9 protein-coding genes are annotated in these 15,120 nt (G+C 52.1%); 5 read left to right on the top strand and 4 right to left on the bottom strand.

Annotated elements, in window-relative coordinates:
* Window positions 1-35: 35 nt before the first annotated feature.
* Window positions 36-1,397, bottom strand: coding sequence for a sodium:alanine symporter family protein (locus H6750_05605; GenBank protein MCB9773785.1), 1,362 nt, complete (start codon window positions 1,395-1,397; stop codon window positions 36-38).
* A gap of 1,060 nt (window positions 1,398-2,457) precedes the next feature.
* Between H6750_05605 and H6750_05600 the strand changes: the two genes are divergently transcribed.
* From H6750_05600 to H6750_05585, 4 genes are all read left to right on the top strand, one after another.
* A complete protein-coding gene (locus H6750_05600; protein MCB9773784.1) occupies window positions 2,458-4,107 on the top strand; it encodes an alpha-D-glucose phosphate-specific phosphoglucomutase in 1,650 nt (549 codons plus the stop codon).
* Between the two features lie 486 nt (window positions 4,108-4,593).
* A complete protein-coding gene (locus H6750_05595; protein ID MCB9773783.1) occupies window positions 4,594-5,781 on the top strand; it encodes an NnrS family protein in 1,188 nt (395 codons plus the stop codon).
* Between the two features lie 440 nt (window positions 5,782-6,221).
* A complete protein-coding gene (locus H6750_05590; protein ID MCB9773782.1) occupies window positions 6,222-7,034 on the top strand; it encodes a class I SAM-dependent methyltransferase in 813 nt (270 codons plus the stop codon).
* 859 nt (window positions 7,035-7,893) lie between these two features.
* The gene (locus tag H6750_05585; protein MCB9773781.1) at window positions 7,894-8,334 is read left to right on the top strand and encodes a hypothetical protein; all 441 of its coding nucleotides are present in this window, start codon (window positions 7,894-7,896) and stop codon (window positions 8,332-8,334) included.
* Window positions 8,335-10,220: 1,886 nt separating this feature from the next.
* Here H6750_05585 and H6750_05580 read toward each other — a convergent pair.
* Both H6750_05580 and H6750_05575 read right to left on the bottom strand, forming a co-directional pair.
* Window positions 10,221-11,240, bottom strand: coding sequence for a hypothetical protein (locus H6750_05580; protein MCB9773780.1), 1,020 nt, complete (start codon window positions 11,238-11,240; stop codon window positions 10,221-10,223).
* Window positions 11,241-12,044: 804 nt separating this feature from the next.
* The gene (locus H6750_05575) at window positions 12,045-13,340 is read right to left on the bottom strand and encodes a hypothetical protein (protein ID MCB9773779.1); all 1,296 of its coding nucleotides are present in this window, start codon (window positions 13,338-13,340) and stop codon (window positions 12,045-12,047) included.
* Window positions 13,341-13,612: 272 nt separating this feature from the next.
* Between H6750_05575 and H6750_05570 the strand changes: the two genes are divergently transcribed.
* Complete coding sequence (locus H6750_05570) at window positions 13,613-13,978, top strand: DUF2784 domain-containing protein (GenBank protein MCB9773778.1); 366 nt, start codon at window positions 13,613-13,615, stop codon at window positions 13,976-13,978.
* A gap of 393 nt (window positions 13,979-14,371) precedes the next feature.
* Here H6750_05570 and cynS read toward each other — a convergent pair whose 3' ends face one another.
* The gene (gene cynS, locus H6750_05565) at window positions 14,372-14,824 is read right to left on the bottom strand and encodes a cyanase (GenBank protein MCB9773777.1); all 453 of its coding nucleotides are present in this window, start codon (window positions 14,822-14,824) and stop codon (window positions 14,372-14,374) included.
* Window positions 14,825-15,120 lie beyond the last annotated feature (296 nt).

The following is a 15,120-nucleotide window of genomic DNA, read 5'->3' as shown; positions in this document are numbered from 1 at the left end:
GAATCGCGTGGGAGGTTGAAATCGAAAAGTCGCTCTTAATCGCTCTTTGTTGCCGGGATTCGTTTCAGAACCGGCCGGTGGTTAAAATAGCGTCCCGTTTCCTGTTTAATAATCTTTGCCAAAAGTAGTAATCCGATGAGATTCGGAATGGCCATCAGGCCATTCATGACATCAGAGACATTCCAAACCACTTCCAACCTGGACGTGGCGCCGAGCAGCACCACCGCCACAAAGATCACCCGGTAAATCACAATCACCCCTGGCCCCATCAGATACTCAATGGCTTTCTCCCCATAATAATTCCACCCGATCAAGGTCGAATAGGCAAATAGGGTGATGGAAAGAGTGACAACGAGTTCTCCCGTGTGGCCCAGAGTTTCACCGAAACTGGCGCTGGTGAGTTGAGCCGCATCGATGCCTTGTGTCCATGGAGTCGCAGTCAGAATGACCAACGCCGTCATACTGCAGACAACCAGGGTATCGATAAAGGTCTGCGTCATACTGACCAGGGCCTGCCGGACCGGATCGTCTGTCCGGGCAGCAGCGGCGGCAATGGGCGCGGAGCCCAAACCCGATTCATTCGAAAACACGCCTCTCGCCAACCCATAGCGCATGGCGGCGGCCATCGTAGCACCGGCAAACCCGCCTCCTGCCGCAATCGGGTTCCACGCGTGATAAACGATACTGGCCAAGGCTTGTGGGATCTCCGTCACATGCAGGGCTAGGACGACCAGGGCTGACGTAACATACCCCACGATCATGAATGGCACCAGCACCGAGGTAAACCGGCCAATGGATGTAATACCGCCTAATATCACCAGCCCGGTCATTCCCATTAACACCACGCCGGTGATCCAGGGTTGGACCTGAAAGGTCGACTCGAGAATGCCGGCCACGGCATTAGCCTGCGTCATGTTGCCGATGCCAAACGCCGCACAGGCCGTGAACAAGGCAAAGAGCCAGCCTAACCAGGGCAGCCCGGCACCCTTAGCTAGATAATACATGGGCCCGCCACGCATCCCGTATTCCCCCTGCTCACGATATTTCACTGCCAGCACGGCTTCGCCATACTTGGTGGCCATGCCCACCAGGCCGGTCATCCACATCCAGAAGACGGCTCCGGGTCCGCCGAGCGTGATCGCCGCTGCCACGCCCACAATATTCCCGATACCCACCGTGGCTGATAAGGCCGTCATGAGCGCGGCGAAATGGCTGATGTCTCCCTTGCCACCCGGTTCTTTGTGAAAAATTAGCTTCAGAGCATGCGGGAGGACACGAAACTGCAAGCCCTTCAGCAAAATGGTCAGATACAACCCGGTGCCGATCAACAGAAGCAACATGGGCGGGCCCCACACCCATCCGGCTACGGTCGCTATGAAGGATTCAAAGGAGTCCATGGGGGCTGATTCTCCAATAGCGGAAACATCTGTGATAAAGGCTCAAATGTATTCTCATCAACAATGGCACGCCCACCTCCGGCACGGCATTGGCGGCGGGTTTGCAGGAAAAAAACGGTGAAACGCCGTGCGTCGAGCAAGCAGGAAAGGGCGGAGGAATAATTGCGAGGCACGGCTTATTCTATCAATGAGGTGCATTGTGTAAACAGGCATGGTGTAAATCGTTGTGGCATAGCTCTTCATAGAAATGAGGCGTGACCCGTGCAGGGTAAACCCTTCAATGGGACAATCGCACATTTGAAGACCACTCCCACCAGGCAAGGCCGTGGCCAACTTGTCATGTTAGGTATGATCAGAACTGGAGCACATCAACAATTATCTTCTATCGAATGTACTAAGGATTGGTGCAAAAGTTGGAGACGAACAAGGGTGGGAATTGTTTTTGAGATGATTTGCACCATCATCCATTGGGCTCCTCGCGAATGGCAGTCATCACACAAAAACCTTTGATATTTGGGGCAGGCAAAATGCAGACCATGAGAAAAAAATTTCATCCCCAAATTTTGTGAATAACCTGGTGAATACTGTCGTGCCTCGCGTGATTTTCTAAGGAATAAAAAGGAAATGAGCAGATTGCCTCTGTTTTAAGCATTGTATAAAGATTTTTTTATGCCCCCACAGGAAGTGGTGTAGGTTTTTTGGCGTAGGAGTAAAGGTAGAAAAAGTATTTTTTTCTTGACATGTGCCTTCATACCGATGCCCATTGATGTCCGTGAAAAAGAATACGCTGTCAATGATTTTCTTATCCACAGAATTTCTTTAAAGATGTTGATAAGACGGCCATGACTTCTGATATTTCCATGCCTTCGTTGAGGATTCATGGCATACAGAACACATCCAAAACGGAGTCGAAGTCTTCATCCGATTCCGGGACACCGCAGGTCGGCATGAGAAAGAATGAAGGCTTTGAATCCTCCGATGAATCTCGGTAAGGTATGCCTCCTCTCACTGAAAGCAGGAGATAGCACATACATCCATTACTGAACGCGGAGCGATCACCATGAAGGTCAGTCCCCTTGCAGGAAACCCTACCCAGCCAACCATGCTCGCCAACATCCCCCGGCTGGTCACCGCCTATTACACTGGACGGCCAGACCCGTCGGTGCCGGAGCAACGGGTCGCTTTCGGCACATCGGGACACCGCGGCTCCTCATTGAAGCTGTCCTTCAATGAAGCGCATATCCTGGCCACCACCCAAGCCATCTGCCTGTATCGTCAACAACAGCATATTGACGGCCCTCTGTTTTTAGGCATGGATACTCACGCGCTTTCGGAACCTGCCCTGGCAAGCACGCTCGAAGTACTCGCCGCCAATGGTGTGGTCGTGATGGTAGACCGCGACAACGGATACACCCCGACGCCGGTTATTTCCCATGCCATCCTGACCTACAATCGTGGTCGAAAGACGGGTTTGGCCGATGGGATTGTCATCACGCCCTCGCACAATCCGCCTGAAGACGGTGGCTTCAAATACAACCCGCCCCATGGCGGACCGGCTGATGCCGATGTGACCACCTGGATCGAGAAGCAGGCGAACGCGTTGCTGGCCGATGACCTGCGCGGGGTCCAACGCGTTCCGTATGAGCGCGCGCGCCGGGCCTCGACCACGCACAAACATGATTATGTCGGCAACTATGTAGGTGACCTAGGCGCCGTGATCGACATGGAGGCGATCCGCAACGCGAGGTTGTCCATCGGAGTGGATCCGCTCGGCGGAGCAGGCGTGGACTATTGGGGACCCATTACCGAGCGGTACGGATTCCCGGTCACGGTCGTGCATGAAGGCGTGGATCCGACCTTTCGCTTCATGAATCTGGACTGGGATGGGAAGATTCGCATGGATTGTTCCTCACCCTATGCCATGGCCGGACTAATTGCCTTAAAAGACCGTTTCGATATCGCCTTTGCCAACGATACCGACCATGACCGGCATGGAATCGTCACGCGCACAGCGGGGCTGATGAATCCCAACCACTATCTCGCAGTGGCTATTTCGTATCTCTTTACCCAGCGCTCCGGCTGGCGGAAGGATGCTGCAGTCGGGAAGACGGTGGTCAGTAGCAGCATGATCGATCGGGTAGCCGCCAAGATAGGACGGCGTCTGATTGAAGTGCCGGTCGGGTTCAAATGGTTTGTGGACGGGCTGCTTGACGGGTCCGTCGGATTTGGTGGAGAAGAAAGTGCCGGCGCATCCTTTTTGCGTCATGACGGATCCGTCTGGACGACCGATAAGGACGGCATCATCCTTGATCTCCTAGCGGCAGAAATGTTGGCCCGGACGGGGCGGGATCCAAGCCAACTCTACCTTGATCTCACCAAGGAACTGGGCGTCCCGGTCTACCAGCGAATCGATGCCCCGGCCACACCCGCGCAAAAGGCCATTCTGAAAAAACTCGCGCCAGAGCAGATTCAGGCCTCCGAACTCGCAGGAGAAAAGATTACCGGAATTCTGACCTCGGCCCCGGGAACCGGCAGTGCCATTGGGGGGCTGAAAGTCATGACGGAGAACGGATGGTTTGCCGCCCGTCCGTCCGGAACAGAGGATGTCTATAAAATATATGCGGAGAGCTTCCGAGGCGACTCGCATCTCAAGCAGATTCAGGAAGAAGCGCAGGCCCTGATTACCAAGGTCCTGGGAGCGGCATCCTAGTCCAGCGGAATCCCAAATGATAACCACAGCTTGGCTCAGGTTGCAGGTAACAGTCGTTGTCATTCCAAATGAAATAAAGAATCCGGTTGAGCGGTGTCAGCGTCAACCTGGACACAGATCCTTCGCTGAAGCGCTCAGGATGACCACCTGGTATGGGCCGTACTAAGTTATGACGTGTTCATGCAATATCTGGTTACTGCCCGAGGTATAAAACGCCAACGTCCCGAGAGATCTTGTCATTCTGAGTGCAACGAAGAATCTGGCTAAGCCGTGACATCCCTAACCTGGCCACAGACCCTTCGCCGAAGCACTCGGGATGATACCTGGCGAGGGTTTCACCGTTTGAACAATTCTCGCATTTTGAGGGTCTCTCACTGTCATCCGACGCGACTCACTTCCACCACTATCCAATGAGCTACAAATTTACTTGGCGACCCATGATGACCGCACCCCTATGACAAGCAACCCCTCAGAATACGCGATCCTATGAGCAACCCGACGAACCAAGAATCCCGCATTCAGAAACTGGCATTTTTTTCCTATGGATTTCGACCCTTTTTTCTGAGTGCGGCCGTCTTTGCCGGCGTGGCACTCCCGATCTGGGCCATGATTCTTTCCGGAGCCGACAACACCAACTTCCTGTATGTCCCGCGAGAATGGCATGTGCATGAAATGATCTTCGGTTTTCTTCCGGCCGTAATCGCGGGCTTTCTCTTCACCGCCATGCCCAATTGGACGGACCGTCCTCCGATCAAAGGATTACCGCTGATGGTGCTGTGGGCATTGTGGCTGGCAGGACGCCTGGTCATCGCCATCCCCTGGCCTCCACCCTTTATCTGCGCCATCATTGACGTCGCCTTTCTCATCATCCTGGCCATCATTGTCTGGCGGGAAATTGCGATCGGGAACGCGTGGGATCGTTCGCCGATCGGCGTGTTGATTAGTCTTTATGCCATCGCCAATCTGCTTTTTCACGTCCGCGCTCTAAGCGACGCGGCGACGGATCTCCCTCAGCGTATGGCGCTCTCGGTCATCATTATGTTGTTAGCGCTGATCGGTGGGCGGGTCATTCCCAATTTTACACTCGATTATCTGAGCGAGGGCGGCATGCCCCAACAACCTCCCTCCTTTTTCCGGTTCGACGGTGCGTCGATCCTTCTTGCCGCCATCGCCGCTATCGCCTGGACGGCCCAGCCACAGGCACTGGTGACGGGCTGGCTCCTGGTCGTAGTCGGATTGATGAATCTCTTTCGTCTGTGGCGCTGGTACGGCTGGATCACCTGGCGTGAACCCTTGGTGCTCATCCTGCACGTGGGTTATGGGTGGCTAGCCATGTCGCTGCTTATCCTGGGAGCGGCCATTCTAGGGTTTGGATTGCGCCAGGAGGATGCGGTGCACGTGCTCACGACCGGAGCCGTGGGCTCGATGACCCTGGCTATTATGACCCGCGCCAGCCTGGGCCATACCGGGCGTCCACGGCATGCAGGTCCCATGACGGTCATGATCTACAGTCTGGTGAACCTGGGTGCGATGCTGCGGATCTATGGTCCGGGCACTGACCTCTCGACATCTCTGGTGCTTGGCCTGTCGGCGATGATCTGGAGCGGCGGCTATCTGCTATTCGCTCTTGTCTATGGACCGTACCTTTTTCGCCCTAGTCTCGACGAGGAGTAAGGGCATACGTCGTAAAAACCTTCCTTTGGTGACAGCGTGATGTTCCATGTTGCTGGGTTTCCCCCCGGCAGGCGAGGTCCTTTTGTTTCGGCAAAAGGACCCAAAACCATTGACGCCCCGTCTGGCCTCATGAGAGTGGAGGGACGCGAACTCTAGAAGGGCGGACCAACTCGCCGAGCTCAAACAAGGCCCGCCAGCGGATAAGAGCGCCCCTCCGGTGGGCCAGCCGGCAGGCGTCGGACCAAGGGGAAGAACTCTTTGGTCCACCACTGACCTCTCGACTCATTCAATTACCTTTGCGGAGCGATCCACCTTGACTAATTTCATCCATTGCCCAAAAATTGATCTGCCCGAACTGAAAGAAATTGGGACACTAAAAAATTGTAAATACCAACGCGTCGAACCTAGGCCCCATTTCGTTGATAGAGAGGAATGAACCAATGAATCCAAATCAAGCACTTTGGGAAAAAGGGGACTTTACGCGCATTGCCGACACCATGCGAGAAAGCGGTGAGGCACTCGTCCAGCGACTCGGCATCACACGAGGGCTCAAGGTTCTGGACCTCGGATGCGGGGATGGCACGACGGCCTTGCCGGCGGCAAAACTCGGAGCGGAAGTGTTGGGCGTGGACATCGCGCGGAACCTGGTTGAAGCCGGGAACAAGCGGGCCAGGGAACATGGCCTCTCCAATTGCACGTTTCAGGAAGGGGATGCGTCCAATCTGCACCAGTTGCCCGATCAGACCTTTGACCTCGTCGTGAGTATCTTTGGTGCGATGTTTGCGCCGAATCCGTTTGAGGTGGCCAAGGAGAAAGTGCGCGTGACCCGGCCGGGCGGTCGGATCGTGATGGGTAATTGGATTCCCAATGATCCGAGCCTGGTAGCCCAAATTTTGAAAATCAGCTCCAGCTATACGCCGCCGCCACCGGAAGGCTTCGTCAGCCCGATGACCTGGGGGGTCGAGACCCACGTGATCGAACGATTTGCCGGTGCGGGAGTTCCAGCCGAGAAGATATCCTTTGCGCGCGACACGTTTACGTTCAACTTTCCCATGGCACCCTCGGCATTCGTTGATGAATTCAGAAAATACTACGGGCCAACTATGAATGCATTTGAAGCCGCAGAAAAAAATGGCCGCGCCGCTGACCTGCAGAAGGAACTGGAGGATTTGTTCAATAGTCAAAATCAAAGCACGCGTAAGGATTCCACGTTGATTTCGGCGACTTTCCTGCGCGTGACAGTTGAACTCTGAAAAGTTTCGGCAAAGGAACGAAAGGGATGGTGATCCGGGAATGAACCTGGACAGTTTGATGATGTATATCGGGAATTTAATTTGGGGCATGCCTGGGAAAAAGCGCTAGCAGGTTTGCACATCTTACTTATATAGCTAATTTTCGTGGCATTGTAATGTTCGATGTTGCCGGGTTTCGCCCCGGCAGCCGAGCCACTTTTGTTTCGGCAAAAGTGGCCAAAACCATTGACGCCCCGTCTGGCTTCATTAAGAGCGGAGGGACGCCAATCCCTAGGAAGGCGGACCAACTCGCCGGGCTCAAACAAGGCCCGCCAGCGGATAAGAGCGTCCCTCCGGTGGGCCAGCCGGCAGGCGTCAGGTCAGGGGAGATGAATGCTCACCGAGATTCGCACTTATGGGAAACAGTCATCAATATTCGCCACACATTCAGGTGTCATTTCAGAGCTATCAACTTGACTAATTTCGGCAATTCACCAAGAATCACTCTTGATTATTTTGGTCCGGTTGATGGGCTTTGGAGGGCTAAAAAAAGATTGAATAGGCATAGAAATTGGCGGATCCGGCTCTTATCCGGATCCGCCTAAATATTATTACGTGAAAAAAAGATAAATTGTGGCAAATCTCATTCAGTCGCTCGGCTATTCACTTGGGAAGGTTCACACCGGCATGATCAGTTACCTATGCGAACTGCATCGAGAGGGGAATCGTGAACCGTTCGAATCCTTCCTGCATTCCCTTGGGACTTCAGTTCCATCAGAACCTATCCCACACAGGGAATGGAATTCCGTTGATCTTGCGGTGCTCACCTGTGACAAGGATGGGAATAAAGTTCCCAAGATACTATTTGAAGTCAAGGTTGATGACTACGAAAGTGGGGCATCGCAGGAAAGCTATCAGACAATCCGATATGCTTCAGCATGGCCAGCCTGTGAAGCTTACTTCTTCGTTACTCTGGGGAAGGGTGAGTATTTTCACCCTCCCCGCAGCGATCGCTTCACCTGGATTCGTATCCGTCAGTTTCTCCGAAGCGCTTCAAGCAATCAATTCACCCGACAAGGTAATAAAGGACTGGATCGAGGAAATTAAACGAGAAATTGAACTGCAAGAGAATGTGCGAAATGTGCGCTTGGCACATGTCTCGGGCACAGGACTATCGTTCAGGGACGTGGAACATCTATCTTCTGGGCCAGTTGGCAGAAATGCTAAACCAAAATTGGCTAACGACGCCATTGATGTTGACATGACCTGTTACACTTATGGGCATAGGCCAGACACTATCCTCAACTTTGGAGGAGCGTGAGGACTCTCTCTATGGAAATCAATTACAGTGGAAGCTTAATTTAAAAATCGATTTGGCAGATCATAAAGAGTCAAGGCCCGAAATCGTTTTACAGAACATCCGCAAGCTTGAAGAGTTGGAATTTGTAATAGCCCTACTCCTCACCATGGTGGGAAGTTTGGTAACTCGAGAGAATCGCCTCATTCGACGTCGGACTTACCAATAATAAGGAGGGCAATCTAGAATTCCAGACTTCAGTCGAGTTACTATTCAGCGATTGCTATCAATCCTAAGTACATTCTATGGGACAAAGCCCAAAGACCCTTAGCCTGCAAGTAACCGAACGGAGGTTACCGCCGCCCTGATGGCGATTGCTAGACGTATTCACAAATGTTCCTTGGCGACCTTCACAACCCGAAGGCTGCAGCAAACCTTATAGCTGACTTTCGTCGGCGCTTCAGCACAAAAAGTCTGCATGGCCCCATACCCAGACCACGCAGGTGGGATTGTGGCGGCTTCACACCCTGTCACGTGAAGCAGTCCTGCGAAAAATAAGTGAAAGGGGTCATGTCTATGCCAGGACTCCATGGGGCCTATTTCGCCTGATATGCACATGATACCGATAAAGGCGGCTTGGTCTTCGTGACGTTTCAGTATTTAACGGCTTCTGCGCAAAACACGATGCGGCATTGTTCAGCTGCCTCGAGAACGAGCTATTTCGATTCTCGCGAAAGCAACTCTTTCCCTCGTCTACCGTGCTACCGCGGGAGTGCTATCTCAAGCGAAAGCAATGCGAATCCTCCTACGCCCGAACAGATCGGATCGATCCACGGCATTACCGAGTCATTTGCCTACACTCCCGAGATTCTTATTTATCAAGCAGCCTCTCAGAGGCGCTGAAGGAATAGAGGCCTTCAAGTCCAAGCTCGACGCCTATCTGGGCATTGCGAACTGGGATCGTTTCATCACCATGCCGTCCTCTTTCCCAAACGACCTAGTATCGCAGCCTGCTTTGTCTTTCAGCCCTTTCACGATATGAATGGTCATCAGCTACAACCCTACGAAAACTTCGAGGCCGAGATGAGTTATCTGGCTATATCTATATTGCCTCTACAACAAGGTGGAGCGGCGATCTTCTCTTAGCTAGATTCGGCTAACAGTGCACCTAATCGCTTCTTCGAGTCAGTCCTCGAGACAGGCAATTTGACGTCGTCCGTCCTCCATGCCGCTTTGGATAATAGCGAGAACGTCGCGCTCTCACCTGAGTGGTATGCGTCACTTCCGCAACAAACACAGAACTATCTCTCCTCGCGTATTGCCATACGTGAATGCAGCATCACTTACTTACAGTGGCCACGCCGGAATTATCTGCACCCTTTCTGGATGATTGGGGGCCTGGAAAAGTCGCGCAGTTCTAAATAGAAAATGGATCTTAAAAAAGTCAGGAATCATTCATTGACACTCCAGTACGATAATGAAGCAAAACTACTGTTAAGAGTTTAAGGTAAGATGTCAGGTATCTATCTTTGATAATTTTTGGGTTCGTCGATGAAGCCGAAATTTCTTCGGCTTATCTCATGGGGGTGGTTAGGTTTTGCCACGATAGTCATCCCAGTTAAGCTTCACGTTAACGCAGTCATTTCTCCCCGTGACGTTTCCATTCGCTTCAAGATGCCGTTCTTTTTTTCTTGGCGCTTGGGAATTCCAGGGTTCGCTCCGGCTAGCTCTATTAAAACGGAGGGACAATTGCTCGAGCAGGGCGGGCCAACTCGCCAGGCTCAAACAAGGCCCGCCAGCAGATAAGAGCGTCCCTCCGTGGGGCCAGCCGGCAGGCGTCGGATGAAAGAAAACGAGTCTTTTGTCCGAGCCTTGGTTGGGAGGAGCTGGGAGATTTTCTATTCAGACGGTCAGAAATGCGATCGTACAACTTCAGTCGTTGTTCGACACATGGCATGTTCCAGAACCGGACGGGTCATGGGCGTGTGTGGCGTTGGGGCCAGCACGGGGATCTCTTTCCCCTGGTCAATGCTCTGCGGGACATCATCAGACCAGAATTGCTCTCTTCTGACTTCTCTGCCATTTTTATCCCGATAGACCAGCTCATCGGTAACCAGATCGTATTCCGGTATGTCGGTCTGTTCCCATCGCTGCATGAAATATTGATAACACAACGTGTACAGCCCGTGATCATTTGCGTTGTGCCGCAACACATATTCCGGCATCTCCTGAATATCCAGATCGGTATGGTAATGCTGCATCCAGAGATAGTCTCCAAGAATGACCAATTTCAGAAGCGGAGGATCCGAATAGAGCTTCAGTTTGACGGATTTCCCAACCCCCTGAAGCCGTTTGAGCAATTCAATACTTTGCCTGACGCCCGCCCGATATTTTTCAATCGACATCAACGGATCGGCAATCGCCCGGATTCGTGCACTGGCACCCTGGCTAAAGGGGTTCACCAGCATGATGTTGGCTCCCAGGCATTTATCCAGAATGGTCGATAAGTCCCCCACCTGATCACGTAAGGTGTCATACCCGCTTGACCCGATGACCAGGACCGTCCGGCCACGCCCCTGGGTCTGCCGAAGTTTGCGAATCCCATCTTCGGCCCGTCGCGCCCGTTTGGGGAAAAATGACACGAAGCCCGCATCGATGGCCATTTTGGCCAGCTTCCGATCCTGCCAACTCCTCCGGATATAGGTCATCACCACAATCAGTAAGGCCGCGACACCTATTTCCAAGGCCACGATCGACATTTTTTCCTTCTCTACCCTTGTCCAATAGGTCAGAAAACTTCTGGCCGCGGTCGGGAGCGACATCGCAATCCCCGCACTCAGACACAGAATCACAATATGATAGCCAATGTCGGAGGCATTCTTGATACCTTCACCGAGTTTGCCAACAATTTTTTTTATTATCTTGACCATCACGTATTCTTCTTTCTTTTCACGAGAACACCACCAATAATTTACGCAGACGATTCAACCTATTCAGGTATCGGCCCATTCCGACAACCATTGCTGCCCTATCAGGGCCTGTTGAAAAAAGCCGCCAGCGGCGTTCGCGCCATTTTTCCGTGCTCACGTGCTTCGTGTACGCTCCGCTCGCAAAAATGACTGTGGCCTTTCCTTCGAGAGGCCTCAGGACAGGACTGGACGGACTTTTTTGAACCGGCCCGAAGACACTGATCTCCCAGATGATCATGGGCGCATTTGCCCTTGGTAAAACGTATGACTCAACACTCCCTATCACACAACTCCTGGATCCTTGTGGGATTGTTCCTGCTTTCAGGAGGCCACGGAGGATTTGCACAAAAAAATCGTGTAAGTCCCTATTTCCATAGCGAGGGGCCTGTCGCCCCGGAAAAAAAGAGGTCTTACACGATAGGATTTACGGTATCACAGAGTTTTCACTCCGACAAGCGAGGCCTGTGAAAGCCTGACTTATTCGTTTTTTCCTACGATCACTCCTCCGATTGATGCACTTCACTGAGATTCCCTGGCTCATATAGGGAAGCTGCCAGTTGTTATAACCAGTCACAGGAACTCCGTTTTTACTTTTTTTTTGTGGTGGTACCAGATGGAAGTGAAGTTACGCCGAATACTCTATCGGAGCACCAGCGTCGGAACTTTAGCTGAACGCAACAAGGAGGAGATTTGGCTGCATAATACGAGGCTGCGAAGAGGGCAGGAAAAGATTGAAAAAGACAATTGTGAGCGCCGTCCGTATCACTAGGGGGCGGAGAGTTCATCCTGGGCTACATGGCCGCGCATCGACTTCTCCGTGATATTGTCCTGGATTTCCCGGGCGATGACCCGTGCCAAGGTTTCAGCCGGCAGGGCACCCATGGGGAGCCCCCTCGTCTCTTCAAAAAAAGGATCATCAGGCGAGGCCGATCGGTGAATATTGATCAACACCATGGCCGGTTGAATGGTTTTGTCCTGTTCGCCTACTGTGATGGACTGCTCTCTGGGGACCACCCGGGTTCGCGTGGCCCAATCGCGATTATGGATGTCCGCGAACGCCACATTCCATATTTTCCCATTAAGCAGACTCCTGACCGCCTTTGGAGTCTGTTTCTGAAAGTATGGTTCTCGCACAATTTTTTGCAGGGCTTCACGCACCCGAATGTCATACAACTTGGTGGTGGAATCGGGTTGGGCCGGGGGAATCCGTGTGGTGGAACCGGTTTCATAATAGGATTGCCCCTCCAAACTATTATACCGGTCGGTAGTGGTTAAATAGGTGCGAAACAAGGCTTGAAGCACATGGTCACGTTCCTCTCCTGACAATTCTGCAATCTCTTGATTGGTCTTGATCGGGGCCTGCTTAAGGTCGCTGGGAAGCTCCTTCGCTTGACGTTTCGGCGTCGTGTCGCTTTTGCTCACAACCCATTGAAATTCTCTAGCCAGAACCGGCACCAGTTGTTCCGGATGATTGAGATAGCCTTGTTCTTCTAGCCCGGATGCGCTGATGAGGAGCTTGACCTGATTGGGTTGTGCGGTGCGGACCACCAGTATCAAAAACTCTTTGCCATCCCGGTTCACGACCTTCGGTTCAATGATGACTTTTTGCAGCGCCCCTTTGCTTAGAGCCTCATCAAATCTGGCATAGTCGGTCCGATGAGCCATCATATGGTTGAACGCCCCAATAACCGTCTGGAGCGCGTCATCGACCCTGGCTTGTTTCCGGCTACCTTGTTCATCCGTCCCGCCCCCTTCGGAAAGATAAATCTGAAACGGGGCGCCCGCAATGGCATGTCCCACCGACTGTTCGATTCCGGAATCCGAAACCACATGGTGTTCATCGGCACCTTTATGGCTGCCCATGGCCAACGGAATGACCGCTCCCATCCATAGCAATCCCAGGATAACCCCTCCAAAGCAACTCGCCCAGAATCGCCTCCCGGCGTGGGGGCCGATCCTCTGAAGGGTGCGTAGATCACAAATGAGTTCTTGCCCCATGCTTGCCGTCCGATATGCCTGCGAAGCGAGCGGGGTTCCGGGAAATACGCTATGATGCTTCACAACCTTTTCCTCCCTTTGCGCTGTCTTGACTGCAATGACAGACCGGCCTCCAATTGATACTTTACACCCCCATGATGGGGTTATGTTTTTCTCCCGTTCCACGAATCATGAAGACCCTTTTCATTTTTTGTTCTGCAGAAGGAGCCCTATTCCCTCTTGAGAAAATCAGGATGGGACCATCCCGTCAGAAACAAGGAGGCGTTTTTGTCTGACCGCTCGATCCATTTTTGATCTGAGATTTGCCGGAAACCATCTCAATCGAGGTCCTCAACATGCTTTGGCAAGTCCTTGCTGAATTGGTACTTCTGATCCACTTCGCCTTCATTGCCTTCGTCTTGTTCGGGGGAATTCTCACCATCTGGTGGCGCTGGATCCCATGGGTTCATCTTCCCGCCGCACTCTGGGCGGCGGCCTTGGAATTCGGGGGGTGGATCTGCCCTCTTACGCCCCTGGAAAACCGGCTCCGACAGGCCGGCGATGAGGCGGGATATACCGGAGGATTTCTTGAGCATTATGTCTTGCCCGTCATTTACCCCCAAGGCCTTACCCCGGAGATGCAATTTTGGCTTGGCTTCCTCGTTGTCCTTTTTACGCTTGCGACCTATGGGTTTGTGTGGGGAAGAGAAAACCACCGGTAGTTAATTTCCCTCAGCCAACTCTCAGCGTTTACGTTGAACCATACATCATCCCATCATCATGTTTCTTATAACACATAGGTTCTATCTCAACCCCATTTTCGCTGAGATAAAAATTAAAGTTATTCATTACATTTAACTTTAACTACCAACTTTTAAAAATCTTCATTTGCCGCTACCACAAAGGTTATTATCCATTTCATTAAGATCATAATTTAATTCATTTCCATGAACACCCAATGGTAATAAATCCCCTTTAAACTTTGTTTAAAGAGAATCGCCGGCCAAGCAACTTAAAGTTAAAACTAAACTATTACATTACATTCATATAGACCAAAATTGACCATGGGCTCCTGTTCTGCACCCCCTGTTTTTAGGGCATCACGTCCCTCCCCGTTATGCCGTCTGTTCGATGTGTGGCAGAAACTTTCCATTCCAAGTCATGACAACACGGTCCTCTCCTTTGTCGCCCTTGATCTTTTCGACAGTGAGCTTAAAATCTATCGCCGACATAATCCCATCACCGAATTGCTCGTGCATGATGTCGAGAATGGACTCACCATAATGGGCGCAAACCTCTGTCATGCGATAAATATGTGGCTCCTGCAGGACCGACGGATCATAGGATCGCATGGGAAACTCCCGCATCGCCTCAAGCAAATTCCCTGTGAGTCCCGGGACCAGCTTGACCAGCTTTACTTCTGTTTCCTTCTTGAGTTGCGCCTGCAATCGGAATAACTGGGCCACATAGACATTACACAGCCCGAGGGCTGCTGCTAGCTGATCGTAGGTCTTTCCTGAGGCTTTTTTCGCTGCAAGTAACTGGGCGACAAGTTCATTTTTGCTCATTTTCCCCCTCTCCCCTTTCAAGCCTCTGAATGATTGATATTCGCGTGCCTCCCTTAAGTTGGGGCACTCTTTTCTGGCTCATGTTCGACAATACGTTAGGCGGTGAATATGGACGTGTCAATCCAACATTCCCGCACGAGGATGGTTCGGGAGGTACCAAAGAGATCCTGATGAGCCCTGGCCGTATTTCCTTTAATGTGGGAAATCTTTAACAGCGGCTCAATGATTTTCCGCGTACCCACCCCAGTCAACATGCTCACATTTTAGGCAATTCATGGATTTATTCATCTCAAATC

The organism is Nitrospiraceae bacterium, from assembly GCA_020632595.1.
Lineage (GTDB): Bacteria > Nitrospirota > Nitrospiria > Nitrospirales > UBA8639 > Nitrospira_E.
This window is presented reverse-complemented; position numbering and strand designations above follow the sequence as displayed.